Source organism: Candidatus Poseidonia alphae, assembly GCF_943787815.1.
In the GTDB taxonomy this organism is placed as follows: Archaea; Thermoplasmatota; Poseidoniia; order Poseidoniales; family Poseidoniaceae; genus Poseidonia; species Poseidonia alphae.
Genome location: NZ_CALSNW010000002.1, coordinates 1 through 15,424 on the forward strand (window position 1 = coordinate 1; position 15,424 = coordinate 15,424).

General features: G+C 52.1%; 14 protein-coding genes and 1 pseudogene. 10 read left to right on the forward strand and 5 right to left on the reverse strand.

What is annotated here, in order from left to right; translation table 11 throughout:
* Together AAA857_RS03815 and AAA857_RS03820 are read right to left on the reverse strand one after the other, a co-directional pair.
* Positions 1–559: ABC transporter ATP-binding protein (locus AAA857_RS03815; protein ID WP_338173293.1), on the reverse strand; the 559-nt coding region annotated here is incomplete at its 3' end.
* A complete protein-coding gene (locus tag AAA857_RS03820) occupies positions 556–1,416 on the reverse strand; it encodes an ABC transporter permease (RefSeq protein ID WP_338173294.1) in 861 nt (286 codons plus the stop codon). The genes AAA857_RS03815 and AAA857_RS03820, both read right to left, overlap by 4 nt.
* Before the next feature lie 139 nt (positions 1,417–1,555).
* On the opposite strand from AAA857_RS03820, the pseudogene AAA857_RS03825 reads away from it, so the two are divergent.
* The 7 genes and pseudogenes from AAA857_RS03825 to AAA857_RS03855 all read left to right on the forward strand — a co-directional run bounded on the left by AAA857_RS03825 (position 1,556) and on the right by AAA857_RS03855 (position 5,476).
* A pseudogene (locus AAA857_RS03825) lies at positions 1,556–2,274 on the forward strand (NAD(P)-binding domain-containing protein).
* On the forward strand, positions 2,235–2,447 hold the full coding sequence (locus AAA857_RS03830; RefSeq protein WP_338173296.1) for a hypothetical protein: 213 nt from the start codon (positions 2,235–2,237) through the stop codon (positions 2,445–2,447). The pseudogene AAA857_RS03825 and the gene AAA857_RS03830 overlap by 40 nt, the downstream one beginning before the upstream one ends.
* A 29-nt stretch (positions 2,448–2,476) precedes the next feature.
* On the forward strand, positions 2,477–2,902 hold the full coding sequence (locus AAA857_RS03835) for a UDP-glucose/GDP-mannose dehydrogenase family protein (RefSeq protein ID WP_338173298.1): 426 nt from the start codon (positions 2,477–2,479) through the stop codon (positions 2,900–2,902).
* 102 nt (positions 2,903–3,004) lie between these two features.
* Complete coding sequence (locus tag AAA857_RS03840; RefSeq protein ID WP_338173301.1) at positions 3,005–3,322, forward strand: BolA family protein; 318 nt, start codon at positions 3,005–3,007, stop codon at positions 3,320–3,322.
* A 5-nt stretch (positions 3,323–3,327) separates the two neighbouring features.
* The gene (locus tag AAA857_RS03845) at positions 3,328–3,648 is read left to right on the forward strand and encodes a glutaredoxin domain-containing protein (RefSeq protein ID WP_338173303.1); all 321 of its coding nucleotides are present in this window, start codon (positions 3,328–3,330) and stop codon (positions 3,646–3,648) included.
* 59 nt (positions 3,649–3,707) lie between these two features.
* Positions 3,708–3,962, forward strand: a complete 255-nt coding sequence (locus tag AAA857_RS03850) for a hypothetical protein (RefSeq protein ID WP_338173305.1) — start codon at positions 3,708–3,710, stop codon at positions 3,960–3,962.
* Positions 3,963–4,018: 56 nt separating this feature from the next.
* Positions 4,019–5,476: an oligosaccharide flippase family protein gene (locus AAA857_RS03855; protein WP_338173307.1), complete on the forward strand. Its 1,458-nt coding sequence runs from the start codon at positions 4,019–4,021 to the stop codon at positions 5,474–5,476.
* Here the strand turns inward: AAA857_RS03855 and AAA857_RS03860 are convergent.
* The gene (locus AAA857_RS03860; protein ID WP_338173309.1) at positions 5,427–6,557 is read right to left on the reverse strand and encodes a glycosyltransferase; all 1,131 of its coding nucleotides are present in this window, start codon (positions 6,555–6,557) and stop codon (positions 5,427–5,429) included. The two genes, AAA857_RS03855 and AAA857_RS03860, sit on opposite strands and share 50 nt — an antisense overlap.
* The gene (gene rpe / locus AAA857_RS03865) at positions 6,541–7,212 is read right to left on the reverse strand and encodes a ribulose-phosphate 3-epimerase (RefSeq protein WP_338173311.1); all 672 of its coding nucleotides are present in this window, start codon (positions 7,210–7,212) and stop codon (positions 6,541–6,543) included. The genes AAA857_RS03860 and rpe overlap by 17 nt, the downstream gene beginning before the upstream one ends.
* 116 nt (positions 7,213–7,328) lie before the next feature.
* On the opposite strand from rpe, the gene trxA reads away from it, so the two are divergent.
* Positions 7,329–7,658 carry a thioredoxin gene (gene trxA, locus AAA857_RS03870; RefSeq protein ID WP_338173313.1) on the forward strand — a complete coding sequence of 110 codons (330 nt, stop codon included), beginning with the start codon at positions 7,329–7,331 and terminating at the stop codon, positions 7,656–7,658.
* On the opposite strand, the gene AAA857_RS03875 is transcribed toward trxA, so the two are convergent.
* The gene (locus tag AAA857_RS03875; RefSeq protein WP_338173315.1) at positions 7,659–9,209 is read right to left on the reverse strand and encodes an AAA family ATPase; all 1,551 of its coding nucleotides are present in this window, start codon (positions 9,207–9,209) and stop codon (positions 7,659–7,661) included.
* Between the two features lie 107 nt (positions 9,210–9,316).
* Here AAA857_RS03875 and AAA857_RS03880 point away from each other — a divergent pair, with 107 nt between their 5' ends.
* Together AAA857_RS03880 and AAA857_RS03885 are read left to right on the forward strand one after the other, a co-directional pair.
* Positions 9,317–12,790, forward strand: a complete 3,474-nt coding sequence (locus tag AAA857_RS03880) for a hypothetical protein (RefSeq protein ID WP_338173317.1) — start codon at positions 9,317–9,319, stop codon at positions 12,788–12,790.
* A gap of 55 nt (positions 12,791–12,845) precedes the next feature.
* Positions 12,846–15,410 carry an ArsR family transcriptional regulator gene (locus tag AAA857_RS03885; protein WP_338173319.1) on the forward strand — a complete coding sequence of 855 codons (2,565 nt, stop codon included), beginning with the start codon at positions 12,846–12,848 and terminating at the stop codon, positions 15,408–15,410.
* Positions 15,411–15,424: the final 14 nt, after the last annotated feature.

Consider the following 15,424-nt stretch of genomic DNA (forward strand, 5'->3'; position numbering starts at 1 on the left):
CCGTCCCAGATTCAGAAATCATATCTTTCACTCTTTTTTCGCTCTTCTTTCGAAATGAAGCATCTCCAACGCCCAGCACTTCGTCGATCAAGAGCAAGTCGGGTTTGAACGCGGTGGCGACAGAGATGCCAAGCCTAGATTTCATTCCAGAAGAATACGTACGAATTGGCCGGTCGAAGTGGTGGTCAAGCTCGGCAAAGGATTGGATTTCCTCAATCAGTTCGTCAATTTGTTCCGTCGTTCGTCCCATCAAGGCGCCGTAGAGGTAGGCGTTCTCACGTCCCGTCAATTCTTTGTGAAACCCTACGCCAACGCCTGCAAGAAGAGAGACGCTTCCTCGCGTGGCAATAGTCCCTGAATCAGGGGGGAAAACGCCAGCCATCATCTTCAGAAGCGTGCTTTTGCCTGAACCGTTGCGTCCGATGATACCCAAAACTTCCCCTTGGTTGACCTCCAAGGAAATGTTGCGAACACCCGAAGGTTGGACATCTTCCTTCCGGTATTGGCGAGGCACTGGATATTCCAGTGTGATGTCATCCAGTCGCATGACGACCGTCATACATTCACCACCGCCCTGTGTGCTTTACGCTCAAAGACCATGGCGCCGAAGATATAGCCTAGAAGTGCGATTCCCAAGCACATCGCATAACCGTAGCCAGGTATTGCTGAAGATTCTCCAAGAACAGCATCTCGCATCCCCGTGATGGGAACGACTGTTGGGTTCATGTGGGCCACAATCGCATGCCATCCTTCTCCAAACCGAGTGTTGAACATATCGTAGGTCCACATGACCGGGGAGAGGAAAAATCCTGCTCGAACAAGGAAATTGATCAGGTTGAGGACATCAGGAACTTTGCATGCAATCGGAGCTAACAACAATCCAATCCCCCATCCGGTGAAGGAAAGCAGTAATAACCAAACGGGGAGCATCAGAAGGTTTGCGGTTATCGGGAGGTCGTGAATGAAATAAAATGGAATCAGACAGGTGAGAGAAATGACAGCAAGAACGGCGTTTGTCAGCGTCCCACTTGTTGCAAAGACTGTTTTCGGAACGCGTGCAAATTGAAAGAGATTGATGGAACTGCTCAGCGATTTTGTAGAAGTGGTAAGTGACCTCGCAAACATCGTCCACCCGATGATGCCGAGAATAATTTTGACTGGATAAAGCGGGTCAGATGAACCAACTAGAATGGTGAAAATGAAAGTGTATACGACGGCTAGAAGGAGTGGTTCAAGCACTGCCCACGCATAACCGAGATAGGCCCGGCGATAGCGTGCGTTGAGGTCTCGTTTGACGAGCAAACTCAGAAGATGCCTGGAACGAAATAGATCGGTCAAAACAATGAACGGAAGGCGATGGAGGCTTCGCTTTCCCCATAAAGGAACGAGCGTAGGCCCCTTCTCGCTTGCATCCATGCTCCGGGGTTTGTCCGTTCACACATAAAGGCGACGACATTTGAGAGAGGCGACCTCTCGTTTCACCTTCCTTTGTGAACGCTGCAATCAGAACCCGCCGAACCGCTATCTTCAATGCTAGAGTGCGGTAGGAGTCTCCATGGCCATTACAGCCACATTGGCGACAAAAACTTCCGATGGTACGCTCTCAGTTTGCATCATCGGCCTCGGTTATGTCGGACTTCCAACTGCCATTGGCTTCCATGACGCAGGTTTCGAAGTATGGGGCGTGGATGTTTCACAACGCACAGTCGACATGGTTCGTGCTGGAGAAAACCCCACCGGTGACCCCGACGTGGACGATATTGTGCCTGCACCCGGCACAGAACGTTGGAACATTACCACTCAACTGCTGAAGCCGTACCCCACTGCGATGTTGTTCTGGTGACCGTTCCAACACCAATTACCCACGACCTCAAACCCGATTTGTCCTACGTTGAAGCAGCCGGAAGGGCAGTCTTCGAAGCAATTCCAAAAGGCTCGAACACCATTGTTGTGCTCGAATCAACAGTTTATCCCGGTGTCACCGCACAAACATGGTTGCCAATCGTTGAAGAATTGGGTCTTGTCATTGGAGAGGATCTCGAAATCGCCTACTGCCCTGAACGGTTCAATCCAGGCGATGCGCGCCACGGCGTCCGTCAAGTCGCTCGCGTCATCGGCTGTTCAAACCCAGAAATTGGCGAGATGCTCGTTCAATTGTATTCAAAGTTGACCACGAAGACGTCCGTTACGTCGGCAAACTCGAAGTGGCTGAAGCTGCAAAAGTCATCGAAAACGTGCAGCGCGACATCAACATCGCCCTTGTCAACGAATTAGCCCGAATTTTCCCTGCTTTGGATGTCGATGTCGAAGACGTGCTTTCTGCAGCAGCGACCAAGTGGAACTTCCACCGATACACGCCTGGTGTTGGCGTCGGAGGGCACTGCATTCCCGTTGACCCGTACTACATGATTCAACGAGCAGCCGATGTCGGTGTTCCTGCAGGCTGATTACCGCAGCACGAGCCGTCAACCGCTCGATGCCGAACCACGTTGCTCAAGTCCTGATTGACATCCTATGGAAAGCAGGGTTGTCTGCAGAGAGCACAAAAGTCCTGTTCCTCGGATGGTCGTACAAGGCCGAAGTGGGCGACCCGCGTGAAACGCCTGCTGAGCCGTTGGCTGAAGCACTTCAAAACCGAGGCATTCAGGTCGGCGTGTTTGACCCCCACCTCAGCGAGGAGAGCCTTCCCGATTCAGTCGAGTACATTGGAGATATCAACGATGCAAAAGGCTTCAATCTCGCCGTTCTTGTCACGGCCCACAAAGTGTGTGTTGAACTTGATTGGAGCGCTTTGGCTTCGAATATGAACACTGCAATCTTGTACGATGGAAGGCGCGTGCTTGACCTTGAAGCCGTTGGAGCACAAGGTTGGGAAGTTTACGCAGTCGGACGGCCACTTTGAGACAGGAACCTCATAACAGAGGCAACTTACGGGTTGAAACAGAAGAATTCGTATGCGCAGATTCAAAGAAGAGGCGACGCCACGGGGGGTTGAGGCGTGGACATGGTCGGGACGGAATGGATTGAAGCAGAAGTGCTCAAAGCAGTCCCAGACGCCATCGTTGAAGTCATTGACCTGCACCGCTCCGGTGACCACTTTCATGTTCGAATTATCTCTCCTTCGTTTGACGGAATGCGCCCCCTTCAACGTCAAAAGCAAGTTCTTGCAGTCATGAAAGAACACATCCCCCACCCCATTCACGCACTTGACCTCAAGTGCATGACGCCAGCCCAAGCAGAAACTGCAGGGGATACAGCGTTTGACCCCCACGGTGGAGGCCAAGGGGTACACATACGACGCCTCCAAAAGAACAAGGATTGAGAAACATGAACTGGACACCTGAAGAATTGCAAGCACTCGTCGATGAACATTCAATTGTATTGTTCATGAAAGGAAACCCAAATGAGCCACAATGCGGTTTTTCAAACCGTGCCGCACAAGTATTGCAGCAACTTGGCGAAGATTTCGCTTCGCTCAATGTGCTCAGCCACCCAACGGCAATACCTTCGGTATGTGCTTGGTCAGACTTCCCTACCATGCCTCAAATCTTCGTTAACGGAGAACTCATTGGCGGGTCAGACATCGCTATGGAGATGCTTCAGGACGGAAGTCTTCGTCAGATGTACGACGAAGGCCGCACAGCTTGAGTTCTAACGAACCCTTGTACTCTACAAAGATTCATCAGCGCTTGGCGTGAGGTTCACCCATGGTTCGGCCGTCTCGCTGGAGCGAAGAGCGAAATGCCAACCGCGAACAGGCAAATTGGATTGTTGGTTGGTTAAGGCGAAATGGACCAGCCTCAACCTCTGAAATCATCGCTGCACTCAATCAGGATGGGCGCGAGATTCGTGCCCACATTCTTCAACGCGCTCTACGAAAGTCACCGTTTATACATCAGATGGGCCGGACAGAGGGAGAAAAAGGACAAGTCAGCATTTGGGAGTGGAAGGTAGAGGAATGACAACCGCTCACAAAAATGTACGCAGGGCTTGAAAGCGGCGAACTCCAGCAGCGAACATGGGCGCTGCATCACCCCCCCGTCGTCCATCAAGCGGGCGAGATGCGGGATGGCTTGTTGGAGCCGACCTGGTTGCGGTCGCTCTTGCTTTCATCGGACAGATCGTTCTCACTCACGCTTTGCTTGCTGAGCATTACGGTTGGATGGTCCTTGCCATCGACTTGTTTGCATCGCTGTTTCTTGTCATTGATTTAGGCCTGCCCACGCTTCTTGCTAGGGACGGTAGCCGTGCGCCGGAATTGGTTCGAGCAGCAGTTTGGAGAATTTACCGTTTGCAATTGCTGATGAGCATCCCTTTTGTGGTCGTCGCTCTGGTTGTTCACCCACAACACTGGATTCAGCTCAACCCCCCTCCATCAGTGCTGATACTGGCCGGACTGATCGCATTGGCCCACGTTGCCTCTTACGCCCCGAGAAGTGGATTGAGGGTGTTGGGAGAGGCGCGGCTTGAGGCGGCTTCGAAAGTTGGAGAGCGTTTGGTGACCACTCTTGGTTACGCGACCCTCTTCTACCAGGGGAGCACGTCGGTCGTTGCCTATACGTCGGTCTTCCTTGCTGGCGCTGTGGTCGGGTGGCTCCTTGCACTCGTACTGGTCATCCTAAGAGCACCGAGAAACACAGGTGCAATGGATTGGAGTCGCCTGAACGCTTCGTGGACCTCGAATAAGGTGCTCTTGTATGCAGCCCTGCCCTTTGCAATCACCCTCGGCGTTCTTCCCTATGTTGTACGAATTGAGAAGTTTATGATCGCATACAGTCAGGGAAGCGAGGTCGCTGCGGTCTTCCATGTTGCGCAGTTGGCTTGGCTGGCGGGGTTGGTTGTTCCCGCAGCGATGAGGGCAGCGTTACTTCCCGTACTTGGAGCATCCAGAGACGATGAACTTCAACATCGCCGTGAAATGGAAAAAGCGCTTGATATGTCGTTTGGATTGCTCCCGTTCGGTCTTTACGGAGGAGCATTTTTGGTAGCCGTGTTCGCTCCAATCGCTTTCCCATCAGAATACTTTGATTCCACTTATGGGGCATCAGCTGTAGACCTGTTCTATGTGCTCCTGTTTGGATGGGCAATGACATTGATGGCAACACCAACCTACACCGCGGTGATGGCGGGACCAAACCCTTGGCGTTTCACTCAATTCATCGTCTTGGTCTTGGCGGTTGCCGTTGTTCTAGGAGGATTGTTCATTCTTACCGTACCATCGAGTGCGTCTCAACGCCTTTACGGCGCTGCTCTTGCAAGCAGTATGACCGCGTTCTTCCTTCTCTTGTTTTCGTGGGCAATGAGCGGGTCCATGAAGCAGGTCACTCAGCGCCGCGACGATTGGTTGCTCATGCTCCTTTGTACCACGTTTGCCGTCATAGGTTTTGTGACCCACACGTACTGGTGGATTTTCGGTTTACCGTTGTTTATGTTCGCTCCACCAGGGTTGAAAGCAATGCGTTCCACGCTTGGATGACCGTTTTGTTTGAAGCAAAGGCGAGCGTTTCCTTAACGGTCGCTTCTTTTGTCCATCCGTCACGAAGTGCAGCCTCAATACCGTCAGCAAGTGCCGAAGGCGTGGCGTCACACACCCATGCTTCGGGCAGATACGTGGCGACTTCTCCAACATCTACGCTGACAACAGGAGTTCCGCAGAGGAGGGATTCTCTGGCAACCAGCGGTCCGGCTTCTCTCTTAGAAGTGATGAGCGTCACGTCAGCGACCAGCATGCGGTCATGAACGATGTCACGCGGTTGTTGTTTGAGGTGCGTGACGCCAACAACCCACCCACGGTGCTCCATTTCTTCTCCAGTTTCTAGAGCAAGCAGGTGCTGCTTCTCAGGGCGGCGCGGGTCGGCTGGAAAGAGAATATCCAACGAATCCTTGCGCCATCGCCCTCGCCAGGAACGCAAATCTCGAGCCCAATCCCGACCAATTTCGGTCGAACAAGGTACGGTTCGTAGTTCTCGTGGCGGGCGTTCAAGATTGGCTGCTGTATCAGCGAGACGCTTGGTTACACAGACGAGAGCATCACAATGAGCCACGGCGCGTCGAACCTGCTTTCCAATACTTTTGTCATGTAATCCAACATCAAAGTCGTAACCGTGAACCACGCCCGTCCAAGGAACATTCCAACGCTCAGCCAACCGTTCAGCAAGGACGCCTGCCGGCCATAAAGTGTGACAAACAATCGCATCAGGGCGCCAATTTCCTAAAAAGCGCTCAACGCTCTTGGCTTTCCGGCCCAGGCTCCCGCGGGTCAGTGAGGGATAGGGGTGTTCTGGCAGTGCAAAAAAGCGCGGGGCGAAAATGGACTGGTCATTTCGTATCCACGTACGTGGAGCCCTTGAGACTCCAGCATGCGTTGAGCGCCGCGCTTCTGCGAATTTAGGCATCCACGGCAGTGGATTGATGACACGCACTTCGTGGCCGGCCTCTCGAAGAAGTTTGACATGGTCTTCAACAAAGACGCCCCTGCTCACGTTTGTAGGCAGGGGATAGAGCAGGGTCACGACAAGCAACTTGATGTTGACCCCTCCGTCATTGCAGTGCTTCATGGATGATGGCGAGATTGTCCGCCACGTTTGCATTCTGATTGAAGAGGCCCGAACCTACGACGCAGTTGGTTACGCCCCATTCACGGAGCATAGCGATGTTGTGTGCTTTTACACCACCGTCAACTTGGATTTGGACGGGGCGCCCTCCTGCAGCAACTTGGACCTTGATGGCTTCAGAAAGAATACGGATTTTCTTCTCTACACTCGGAATAAACGACTGGCCTCCAAACCCCGGGTTAACGCTCATGATGAGCACCAAGTCAAGTTCGTCGAGCACTTCCAGAGCGGCCTCCACAGGGGTTCCCGGATTGAGAACAACTCCAACAGTAGCGCCTGCTTCTCGGATGGCTGTGACGGCTCGGTGCAAATGTGTGACCGCTTCTACGTGTATGGAAAGGTGATTGCATCCGGCGTCAATGTATTGCTGATACGATTCTTCAGCGTTCTCGATCATCAAGTGGGCATCAAAAATCGCATCGGGCCCAAGTGCCTTTCGTAAGGAGCGAATGACCGGTGGGCCGAAGGTGAGGTTGGGGACGAAGTTCCCGTCCATGACGTCGAGATGGAGCCAATTAAGACCTGCATCCAGGGCTTCGCGACAATCTCCAGCAAGGGCCGATAAGTTGGCCGTGAGTACACTCGGTGCAATGATCATGGTATCCCTTGGTGCAATCCAAGAGGTCGTGTCTCATGAGGCTTGCTCCCTTCCCGTCCATCCGGAACAGTCCAAAGACTCATAATGGGTCTTCTCAAGGGCGTTTTGGTGAGTGAATGGGTGAAGTAAGGAACGTTACCGATAGTGAATATGAAGCAGCAGTGAACGATAACGAGTGGGTCATTGTTGACTTTTGGGCCCCCTGGTGCAGTCCGTGCAAGGCCATCGCCCCAGTTCTTGAAGCAGTTTCTCAAGAGCGAGACATCCTCATCGCAAAGGTTGACACAGATTCCAATTCCGGCACAGCCGGCCGACTCGGAGTACGAAGTATCCCAGCGCTCTTTATGTACCGAAACGGAACCATTGTCGGACAAAAAACCGGCGCTATGCCCAAGTCTGCTCTGCTTAAGTGGATCGATGAACTCATGACGGCAGACAACTTCTGATCAACGAAGCTTAGCCTTTCGAGCAGTTTTGTTTTCTCCGACATCGCGTAGCAATCGTTCTTTGAGGGCTTCGTGCAGCCACATGCCCTGTTCCAATTCAAGAAGCAATCCATGCTGCAGCAAATTCTCTGGGGGGGCGCCGTTCCAACCGGTGCTGTCTGCAAGCAATTCCCATTTGACAGGAGCGTCCGCTACGGCAAGAGTGGACAGCAATTCCAATTCAGACTCAGGTAGCCGTGCAAGAATTTCCTCGTCGAGGAACCTCAACCAATCTTGATGGGTTGGTTGGCCATAAATCTCCAACAATTCAAGGGCCAGAGGATGACCTCCAGTAGCAGCATGAACGTCTGGAATTGGAGTATTATGTTCACCGTCCAACGCTGAAATCCATGCTTCAGTGGCCTCAAGAGAAAGGCCCGCAAGCGCCAATTCACGGACGTTGTCACGAATATGAACGTCGCGCCGGTCGTATACATCCAGTGTCGTTCGTGAAATGAACACCATTCGGAGCGGGGCTTTTTGCGCGATTTGAAGCAACGCCCCCAGCAGATGGTTCGCCTCCTTAGAGACATGGTGAATATCGTCCAAAACGATGAGCCAGTACGGCGGTGGCCCGCCCGCCCTGTCCTTGAACCGCTCCCGAATCGTACTTGCGTCTGTCAGGTAGGCAAGCAGGCGACGCCGCCAAGCATCAACGTCCATTTCCGCCCCCGGCGTGAGGGGTAAAGTTTCGATGAGGCGGTAAGGGTCATGCGATTCATCAATCCCAAAGCGATGGAGCAAGCTTGTTGCAAGTCCTAAGGCTTGGTCCCACGGTTGACAAGGGTACCAGCACACTGAAAGGTTCTGATGTTGCTCCATGTGTTGTTCAAGCCAATGAGCCACGAGAGTCGATTTACCAATCCCTGCGATTCCGTGGACCACCATACAAGGCCTACGGTCATCAAACCAAGTGTGCAATGATTTCAACTCAATGTCACGCCCGTAAACAGGACGCGTCACGGGCGGAGCCGTAGCATAGGTTGCGTGAACGCCAACCAGCGGCATCAACCGCCCGGGTGCAGGAAACACATCGTCCTCCGTTCGGCGGATGTTTCCAAACCGTATATCGCCGTAGGTCAGCACGCCTTCGTGTTGAGCGTGGAGAAGGATTTGAAGGAGCGTCAATTCGGTTTGAAGGTGCGAGCCTGCTTCTTCTGCTTTGAGTTCCAAGAGTTCCCCGTCAACATTACGAACGAGTATCTTTGTCTGATTCAAGACCTCATGCCGCTCTTCTCCCAATACCTTTCCGTCTTCGGTTAACTGCCACGTCTTCTGCCTTCGTTCTTCGCCTTGAATGGAGCGGGTGTGTTCCTCAACCATTCCATCTTTGAGTAAATTACGCATGGTTCTGCTCACGTTTGGAGGATGTTGTGCACACGCTTCGGCAATCCCGGGGCGCGTCATGGCATGGGGTACTACGTATCGGTCGGCCCAATGATGCTGATTCAACAAGTGCAAAAGCACGCGGTCTTGAGCAGCGACATTGACCTTGGGTATGTCTCCGCCCATAAATGAGGGTAGGCGCCCCCTTGTTCAAGACTTTCTGCATTATCCCGGTGGTTTTTGTTTGAACATAAAGACAACAAACCCTTTATGATGAAATTACACCCGCAATCATGGCCTCCGTTTGGACCGATACATCTCATAAGAAAAAAAGGGCTCTTTTTCTCACCCTTTTCTTCGTGATGTCCCTGTTCGCACCGATTGCATTTGCTGCAGATTCTGACGGAGACGGTTATGACAACACCGCTGACGACTGCCCGTTTTCATACGGAACTTCCTCCACCGACAGGGATGGATGTCCAGACTATGATGGAGACGGTTCCTCGGATATTAACGACGGCTGGACCACCGATAACCCGAACTACCAAAATGAGTTCACAACCTCTTCGAGCGATGATTACAATGACGTAGACCACGATCCAACAGGGGAGTTCCTCGTTACTGGCGACGAAAACGGCAACCTTCGCAAGTGGAACTCAAGCACTTGGACCAACGTCCGTTCGGTTGCTGCCCACTCCTCAGGAGGCGAAATTACCTCAGTGGCTTATTCGCCAGATGGGCTCTACATCGCTGTTGGATTGGATGACGATACCATCAACATCTATCACGATTCAAACTTCACTTCAGTCCACGGTGGAATCAGCGTGGATGTCGGCGGTGGCGATTACGTCAACGACGTTGAATTCTCACCGGACAGCAGTCTCGTTGCGGTTTCGATTGGCCGCTCAGGCAACGGTGGCACCAACGGCGAAGTCAAACTCATCAAAGTCTTGGATGGAGCTCAAGTTGGAAACGGAATAAATCCAAACGGTGAAGACAGGTTCTATGCGTCTTCCTTTTCACCGGATGGAGAGTTGCTTGCAGTGGCCGGAAACGGCGACTATTACATCGTCAACATCACCTCGAGAACTACAGTCCACTCCATTACCGACCCCCCGGGTTCTATCAACGATATTGACTGGTCGCCTGACGGCAATTTTATCTCGATGTGCGGTGGCTGGGAAGGCTCAGGTGCGAGCTTTGACATGTACGAATACACGGGAGCATCCTGGTCTCGTATCTGGCAGAAAAGTACCACGACCTCTTGCCTTGCCGCAGACTTTTCACCCGACGGCAGACAAGTTGCTAACGGCCACTCTTACTACCAAGGTGATGGAGCATCGATCAAGGTATTCTCAAGCGACGTCGGATTGTTAATTGACACGTTCAACGCGCCGCGCCCAGGTGGATGTACCGGTTCTGGTGGAGGAAACAATTGTGGTTCAGTCTCCGGTTTGAGTTGGTCAAGCGATGGGACTGACATTGTGACCACCCATTCCCGAAACGATGAGGGTGTCTACTATTGGTTCGCAGACATTGACGCTGATAATGATGGATACAACACCACCGATCAAGGTGACGGTGTTGTCGATGCTTTCCCAGACGATGGAACGCAGTGGAACGATACCGACAACGATGGATACGGCGATAACCCCGCTCCGGCCAACGAGCCTGATGCTTGTCCAATCATACCTGGAACATCAAGCCAGGATCGCTTTGGCTGCCCTGACGGAGACGGTGATGGCTGGTCCGATGTCGGCGATTGGGCACCTACGGACGTCAAGCAGTGGGCCGATAGTGACAGTGACGGATACGGAGACAATTACTACTTTGAACTCAATGAATACCAACTCCATCTCAATCAATCCGGAGACGCATTCCCGAATGAAGCCACGCAATGGAACGATACAGACGGCGATGGATACGGAGACAATTACGATAACATTTCATGGGAAACGCAACGCCCAAGTTTCTGGCCAGGACTCTTGCTTCAAAGTGCCAACCAACCGGACGCATTCCCACTTGAACGGTCCCAACACCTTGACAGCGATGGCGATTGGGTCGGAGACAATCCAAACAGCGACCGGCCAGACGGCTGCCCCTACACTTGGGGCGACTCAATTTACGACCGCCTTGGCTGTTTAGACACCGATGGAGACGGATATTCTGATCCTACTCCCGGATGGCCTGCTAAATCCGATTGCTATGGTGCAGACGCATTCCCCAACGATATCACGCAGTGGTGTGACGAAGACAACGATGGATTCGGTAGCAATGCAACCGGAAACGATTCCGACGATTGCCCTTCAGACCCCGGCACCTCAACCGTCGACCGAATAGGTTGCCCTGACCGAGATGGCGATGGCTATTCCAATGCGGGAGACCCGTTCCCTGATGACGCAACGCAATGGGCTGACCGTGATGGTGATAACCGCGGGGACAACCCGAACGGAACCAATGCAGACATTTTCCCTGACGACACCAGTCAGTGGAAGGACAGCGACGGAGATGGTTATGGTGACAATCCCGGAGGAAACAACGGCGATGCTTTCTGGAACGACGCAACCCAATGGTCGGACGAGGATGGCGACGGCTACGGCGACAATACCGACGGAACCAACGGTGACGTTTGCCCCTTAGAGTACGGTGAATCCAATCTTGAAATCACTCGAGGATGCCCCGATACCGACCTTGATGGGTATACCGACCCAATAGACGCTTTCCCAGACGACCCGTTCCAGTGGGCCGATACCGACGGTGATGGCTACGGCGATAACGTCAACGTACCCAGCGGTGATGACTGTGTAGATGTTGCAGGAAGTTCGTATGAGAAGGCTCGCCAAGGATGCCCAGATGCAGACGGTGACGGTTATGCAGACGTTGATGACGCATTCCCAAACGATGCATCCCAATACATTGACACTGACGGTGATGGCTATGGTGACAATTACTCCTTTGTTAACGAGACGGTTGCCGACCAAGACAACCCCGGTGCATTCCTCATTCTTCGAAATCAAAGTGGAGATGCATTCCCCGACATTGCGAGTCAATGGTCAGATGTTGACGGAGACGGGTGGGGCGACAACCTCAGCAGTTTCAACCGCGTTGACAACTTCCCGCTTCAAGTCTCGCAGTGGAATGACTTTGATGGTGATGGCTTCGGAGATAACACATTTTACACTCCTTCCGGAAGTGAAGAGAATGCGACTCCAATCGCTGCCTTCCAACCCGATGAGTGCGCAAAAGAGCCAGGAACATCAACCATCGATGTCTTCGGTTGCATTGATTCCGATAAGGATGGAGTATCTGATTTGAACGACCCGTGTGTTTGGGACCCTGAAATCTTTGAAGGCGCTCGCAGCATCGTCACCTGCGGCATCAAGAGCGATCCGAGCATTACCAATACTGGCGATGATGATTCTGAATCGCTTCTTTCCGGTAACTTGGACACCTTGACATTGATGGGTGGAGCGATTGTCTTTTTGCTCGCCCTCATCTTTGTAGCTCAACTTGCCAAGACCGCAGGAAAGCGAAAGGCCGTTCAATCAAAACGAGAAGAGCAGATGGTTCATGATGCGTTTGGTGAAGAAGAAGAACGCAGGCAAGCCTGGGTTCAGCATTACCTTACAGAAGGGAATTATGCTGAAGCACGCGCATTGGGCTGGGAAGGCGATGAAATTCCAGAGTGGAAGCGATACGAGATGCAGCAAGAAGCAGCACAAGAAGCAGCGATTCCGACCATGCTCAGTCTTGACGATGTGCTTTGAGATACACATAGAATGTACCGCTGACCTTTCAAGGGATGAGCATCACTCACATCGCATGGGCGAGAGGGCGACAGGCCGCGTATCTCTTTTGGTAGGGCTTCTACTTGCCTCCCTTCTCGTTGGCCTTTCTTCAGCGGACGCAACCGACCTTTCCCTTCAAACGAGTCTGAGCGAACCCGTAGACCAATCATGGTACAGCCCGGAACAACCGTTGTCTGTATCAACGGCCTTTGTTAACTCGGGTTCTTCAGTTTCCTTTGACAACGACCCTTCATGCGACGTTGTTCTGAAGGTGTACTCTTCTGCCGGTGAGCAAGTTCATGATGGCGGCGAGGCATGCAGAGGCCTCTCTCGAGGAATTGACCTCTTTGCTGGAGAAACCAAAGCCATGAATACCTTGGAATGGGACATGAAAAACGAACAAAACCAATGGCTTCCAAGTGGTTTTTACACCATAGAAGCATATCATCCTGCAACTGGATTGAACGACACTCAGAACGTCCGAATTCAAACACCGGTTACCCTCCCCGAGGACGTCGTATTCACGGTAACCAAGAACCAACGAACCATCGATGCAACAGGGCCTTCAGTTTTCTCAGTGAACATCGACAACCCTACCGCCCAAAGTATTGACCTCTCATCCGTGGCTCCCTGTTTCATGGAAGTTGAAATTGGAGCCCTCCGAACCATCGGAATGGAATGCTTTGCCGGTGTCGACCTCATTATGCCTGGAGAGCAATTGTTCATTGGGCACGTATTGGTTGAAACCCAACCGGAATCCAATTTCACCCTCTCGACCCCTGGCGATGGATTTGAATATTCAACCTCAGTTTCTTGGAGCGAAGTTCCCCTTCAGAGCGTAGATGCGATTCTCTCTATCGATCGAGCAGGACGTACACTCAACGACTATTCCAACGGTGAAGTACTTGCAATGTCACTTGACATGGCCAGCACAAACGAGGCTGACCAAACATTGGAATTCACCTCGACATGCAAGGCTGAAATGTGGATTATTGATGACTTTGGAACGGTCGTCTTTGACAGTCGGATTGAAAACCCGTGTGTGGAAATTGATTTGGAAATGCAACTTTCACCCGATAGCCCACTCAACTTTCCTTTGCCGCAATGGAACTTCTTCAAATCGAATGGATGTCTTGTGTCCCCTGGTACCTTCACCGTGGTCGTTGAGGTGCCGCAATACGCCTTGAGTACGAGCACAATAATTCACTACACCGACATGGTTGCTAATCCATGCGAATCAACCTCCGACCTGACCCTCATCCCCACGATTACAGCGAACGACGAAACGTCGATTGATGTTGCCCTGGGTATCCAAAATGATAACGAAGATATGTATTTACGAATGGTCAGTCCTTGTACGTACACACTCACGTTCTACGACCAAAGCCAAGTTCTTGCCCACGAACTCCAAACCCTGTGCAACGATTATTCTGGACGAAAACTTCTGTTAACTTCAGGGTCAGAAAACACACCGTTCACGACCGTTTCTGTGGCCATGATTCAAGATGGAATGTCCTTACTTCCCGATGGGATGTATACGCTCGAAATCACCATTGAGAGTTCCCCTCGTATCGTACATAACCTTCAGTTTGCCTGGCCGATGACGGACGATTCACTGGATGTGCAGGACGAAGTTGAGTTGAGTGAGACGTTTGAACTAACAGGGACCTGGAGTGGCATCCTCACCGAACAAGGTACATGCTGGGTCTTGACGGCCAACGATGAACAATATCTGTTGGCTCATGCACGAGGAATGGGGTCATGGCAGCCCACTTCAGAAGTTCAAGGGATCTATCTTGTCCTCACCGAACCCTCTTCACCACCGTGTGTGAACTTTAATGCCCCTTCAGTCGGCATTGTTGAAGTTGTGATGGAACAAACCCCTCAGTCCAACGCCGAGGAGGCTTCTGATGAATCGAAACCGATTGTTCCCACTTCTGAAACAACCCCTACGCCAGTGGTCACCGCGTTGAGCGTGGTCGCAACAACATCCATTCTTTCGTTGGTCTTTATCGTGGCTGCATCAAATGAAAGTTTACGTATTCCCTCAACCTTGGCGGGCCTTTGGTTCCTCGGTCTGCTCGGTAAAACGCATGAAACCACAGATGGAAGGTATCAACGAGGACGGCTAATGGGGTACCTGACAGCCAACCCAGGGTGTCATTTCCGTGCGCTCATGGCGGCACTGGATATGAGCAACGGCCAAATCACCCACCACCTTCGAATCCTTGAGGCAGAAGAAAATGTTTGGAGGAAAAAAGACGGCCGCCTTGTCCGGTTTTATCCTTTCACCAACCAACTTCATCCGAACATGGTCGACGATGACCTCCCCGTCCCGCCTCTTTCACCGGACCCGAACAGTCTGCAAGGGAAAATCCTCAGCCTTTTGGATGAAGACGGCCAGTTAGGAGGATTCCCAACACAAGCAGAACTCGCCAAACGACTTGAGAAAAGTCAGCAATTGATCTCCCACCACCTTCGCACACTGCAAAAATACGGTTTGGTTGAACGCCGTAAGATGGGAGTCAAAAACCGCTACAAGCTCACTCGTGAAGCGATCTTCTTGCTGGAAACCAGCACCGACTTCTCACAAGACTAACTCAATGCATTCGC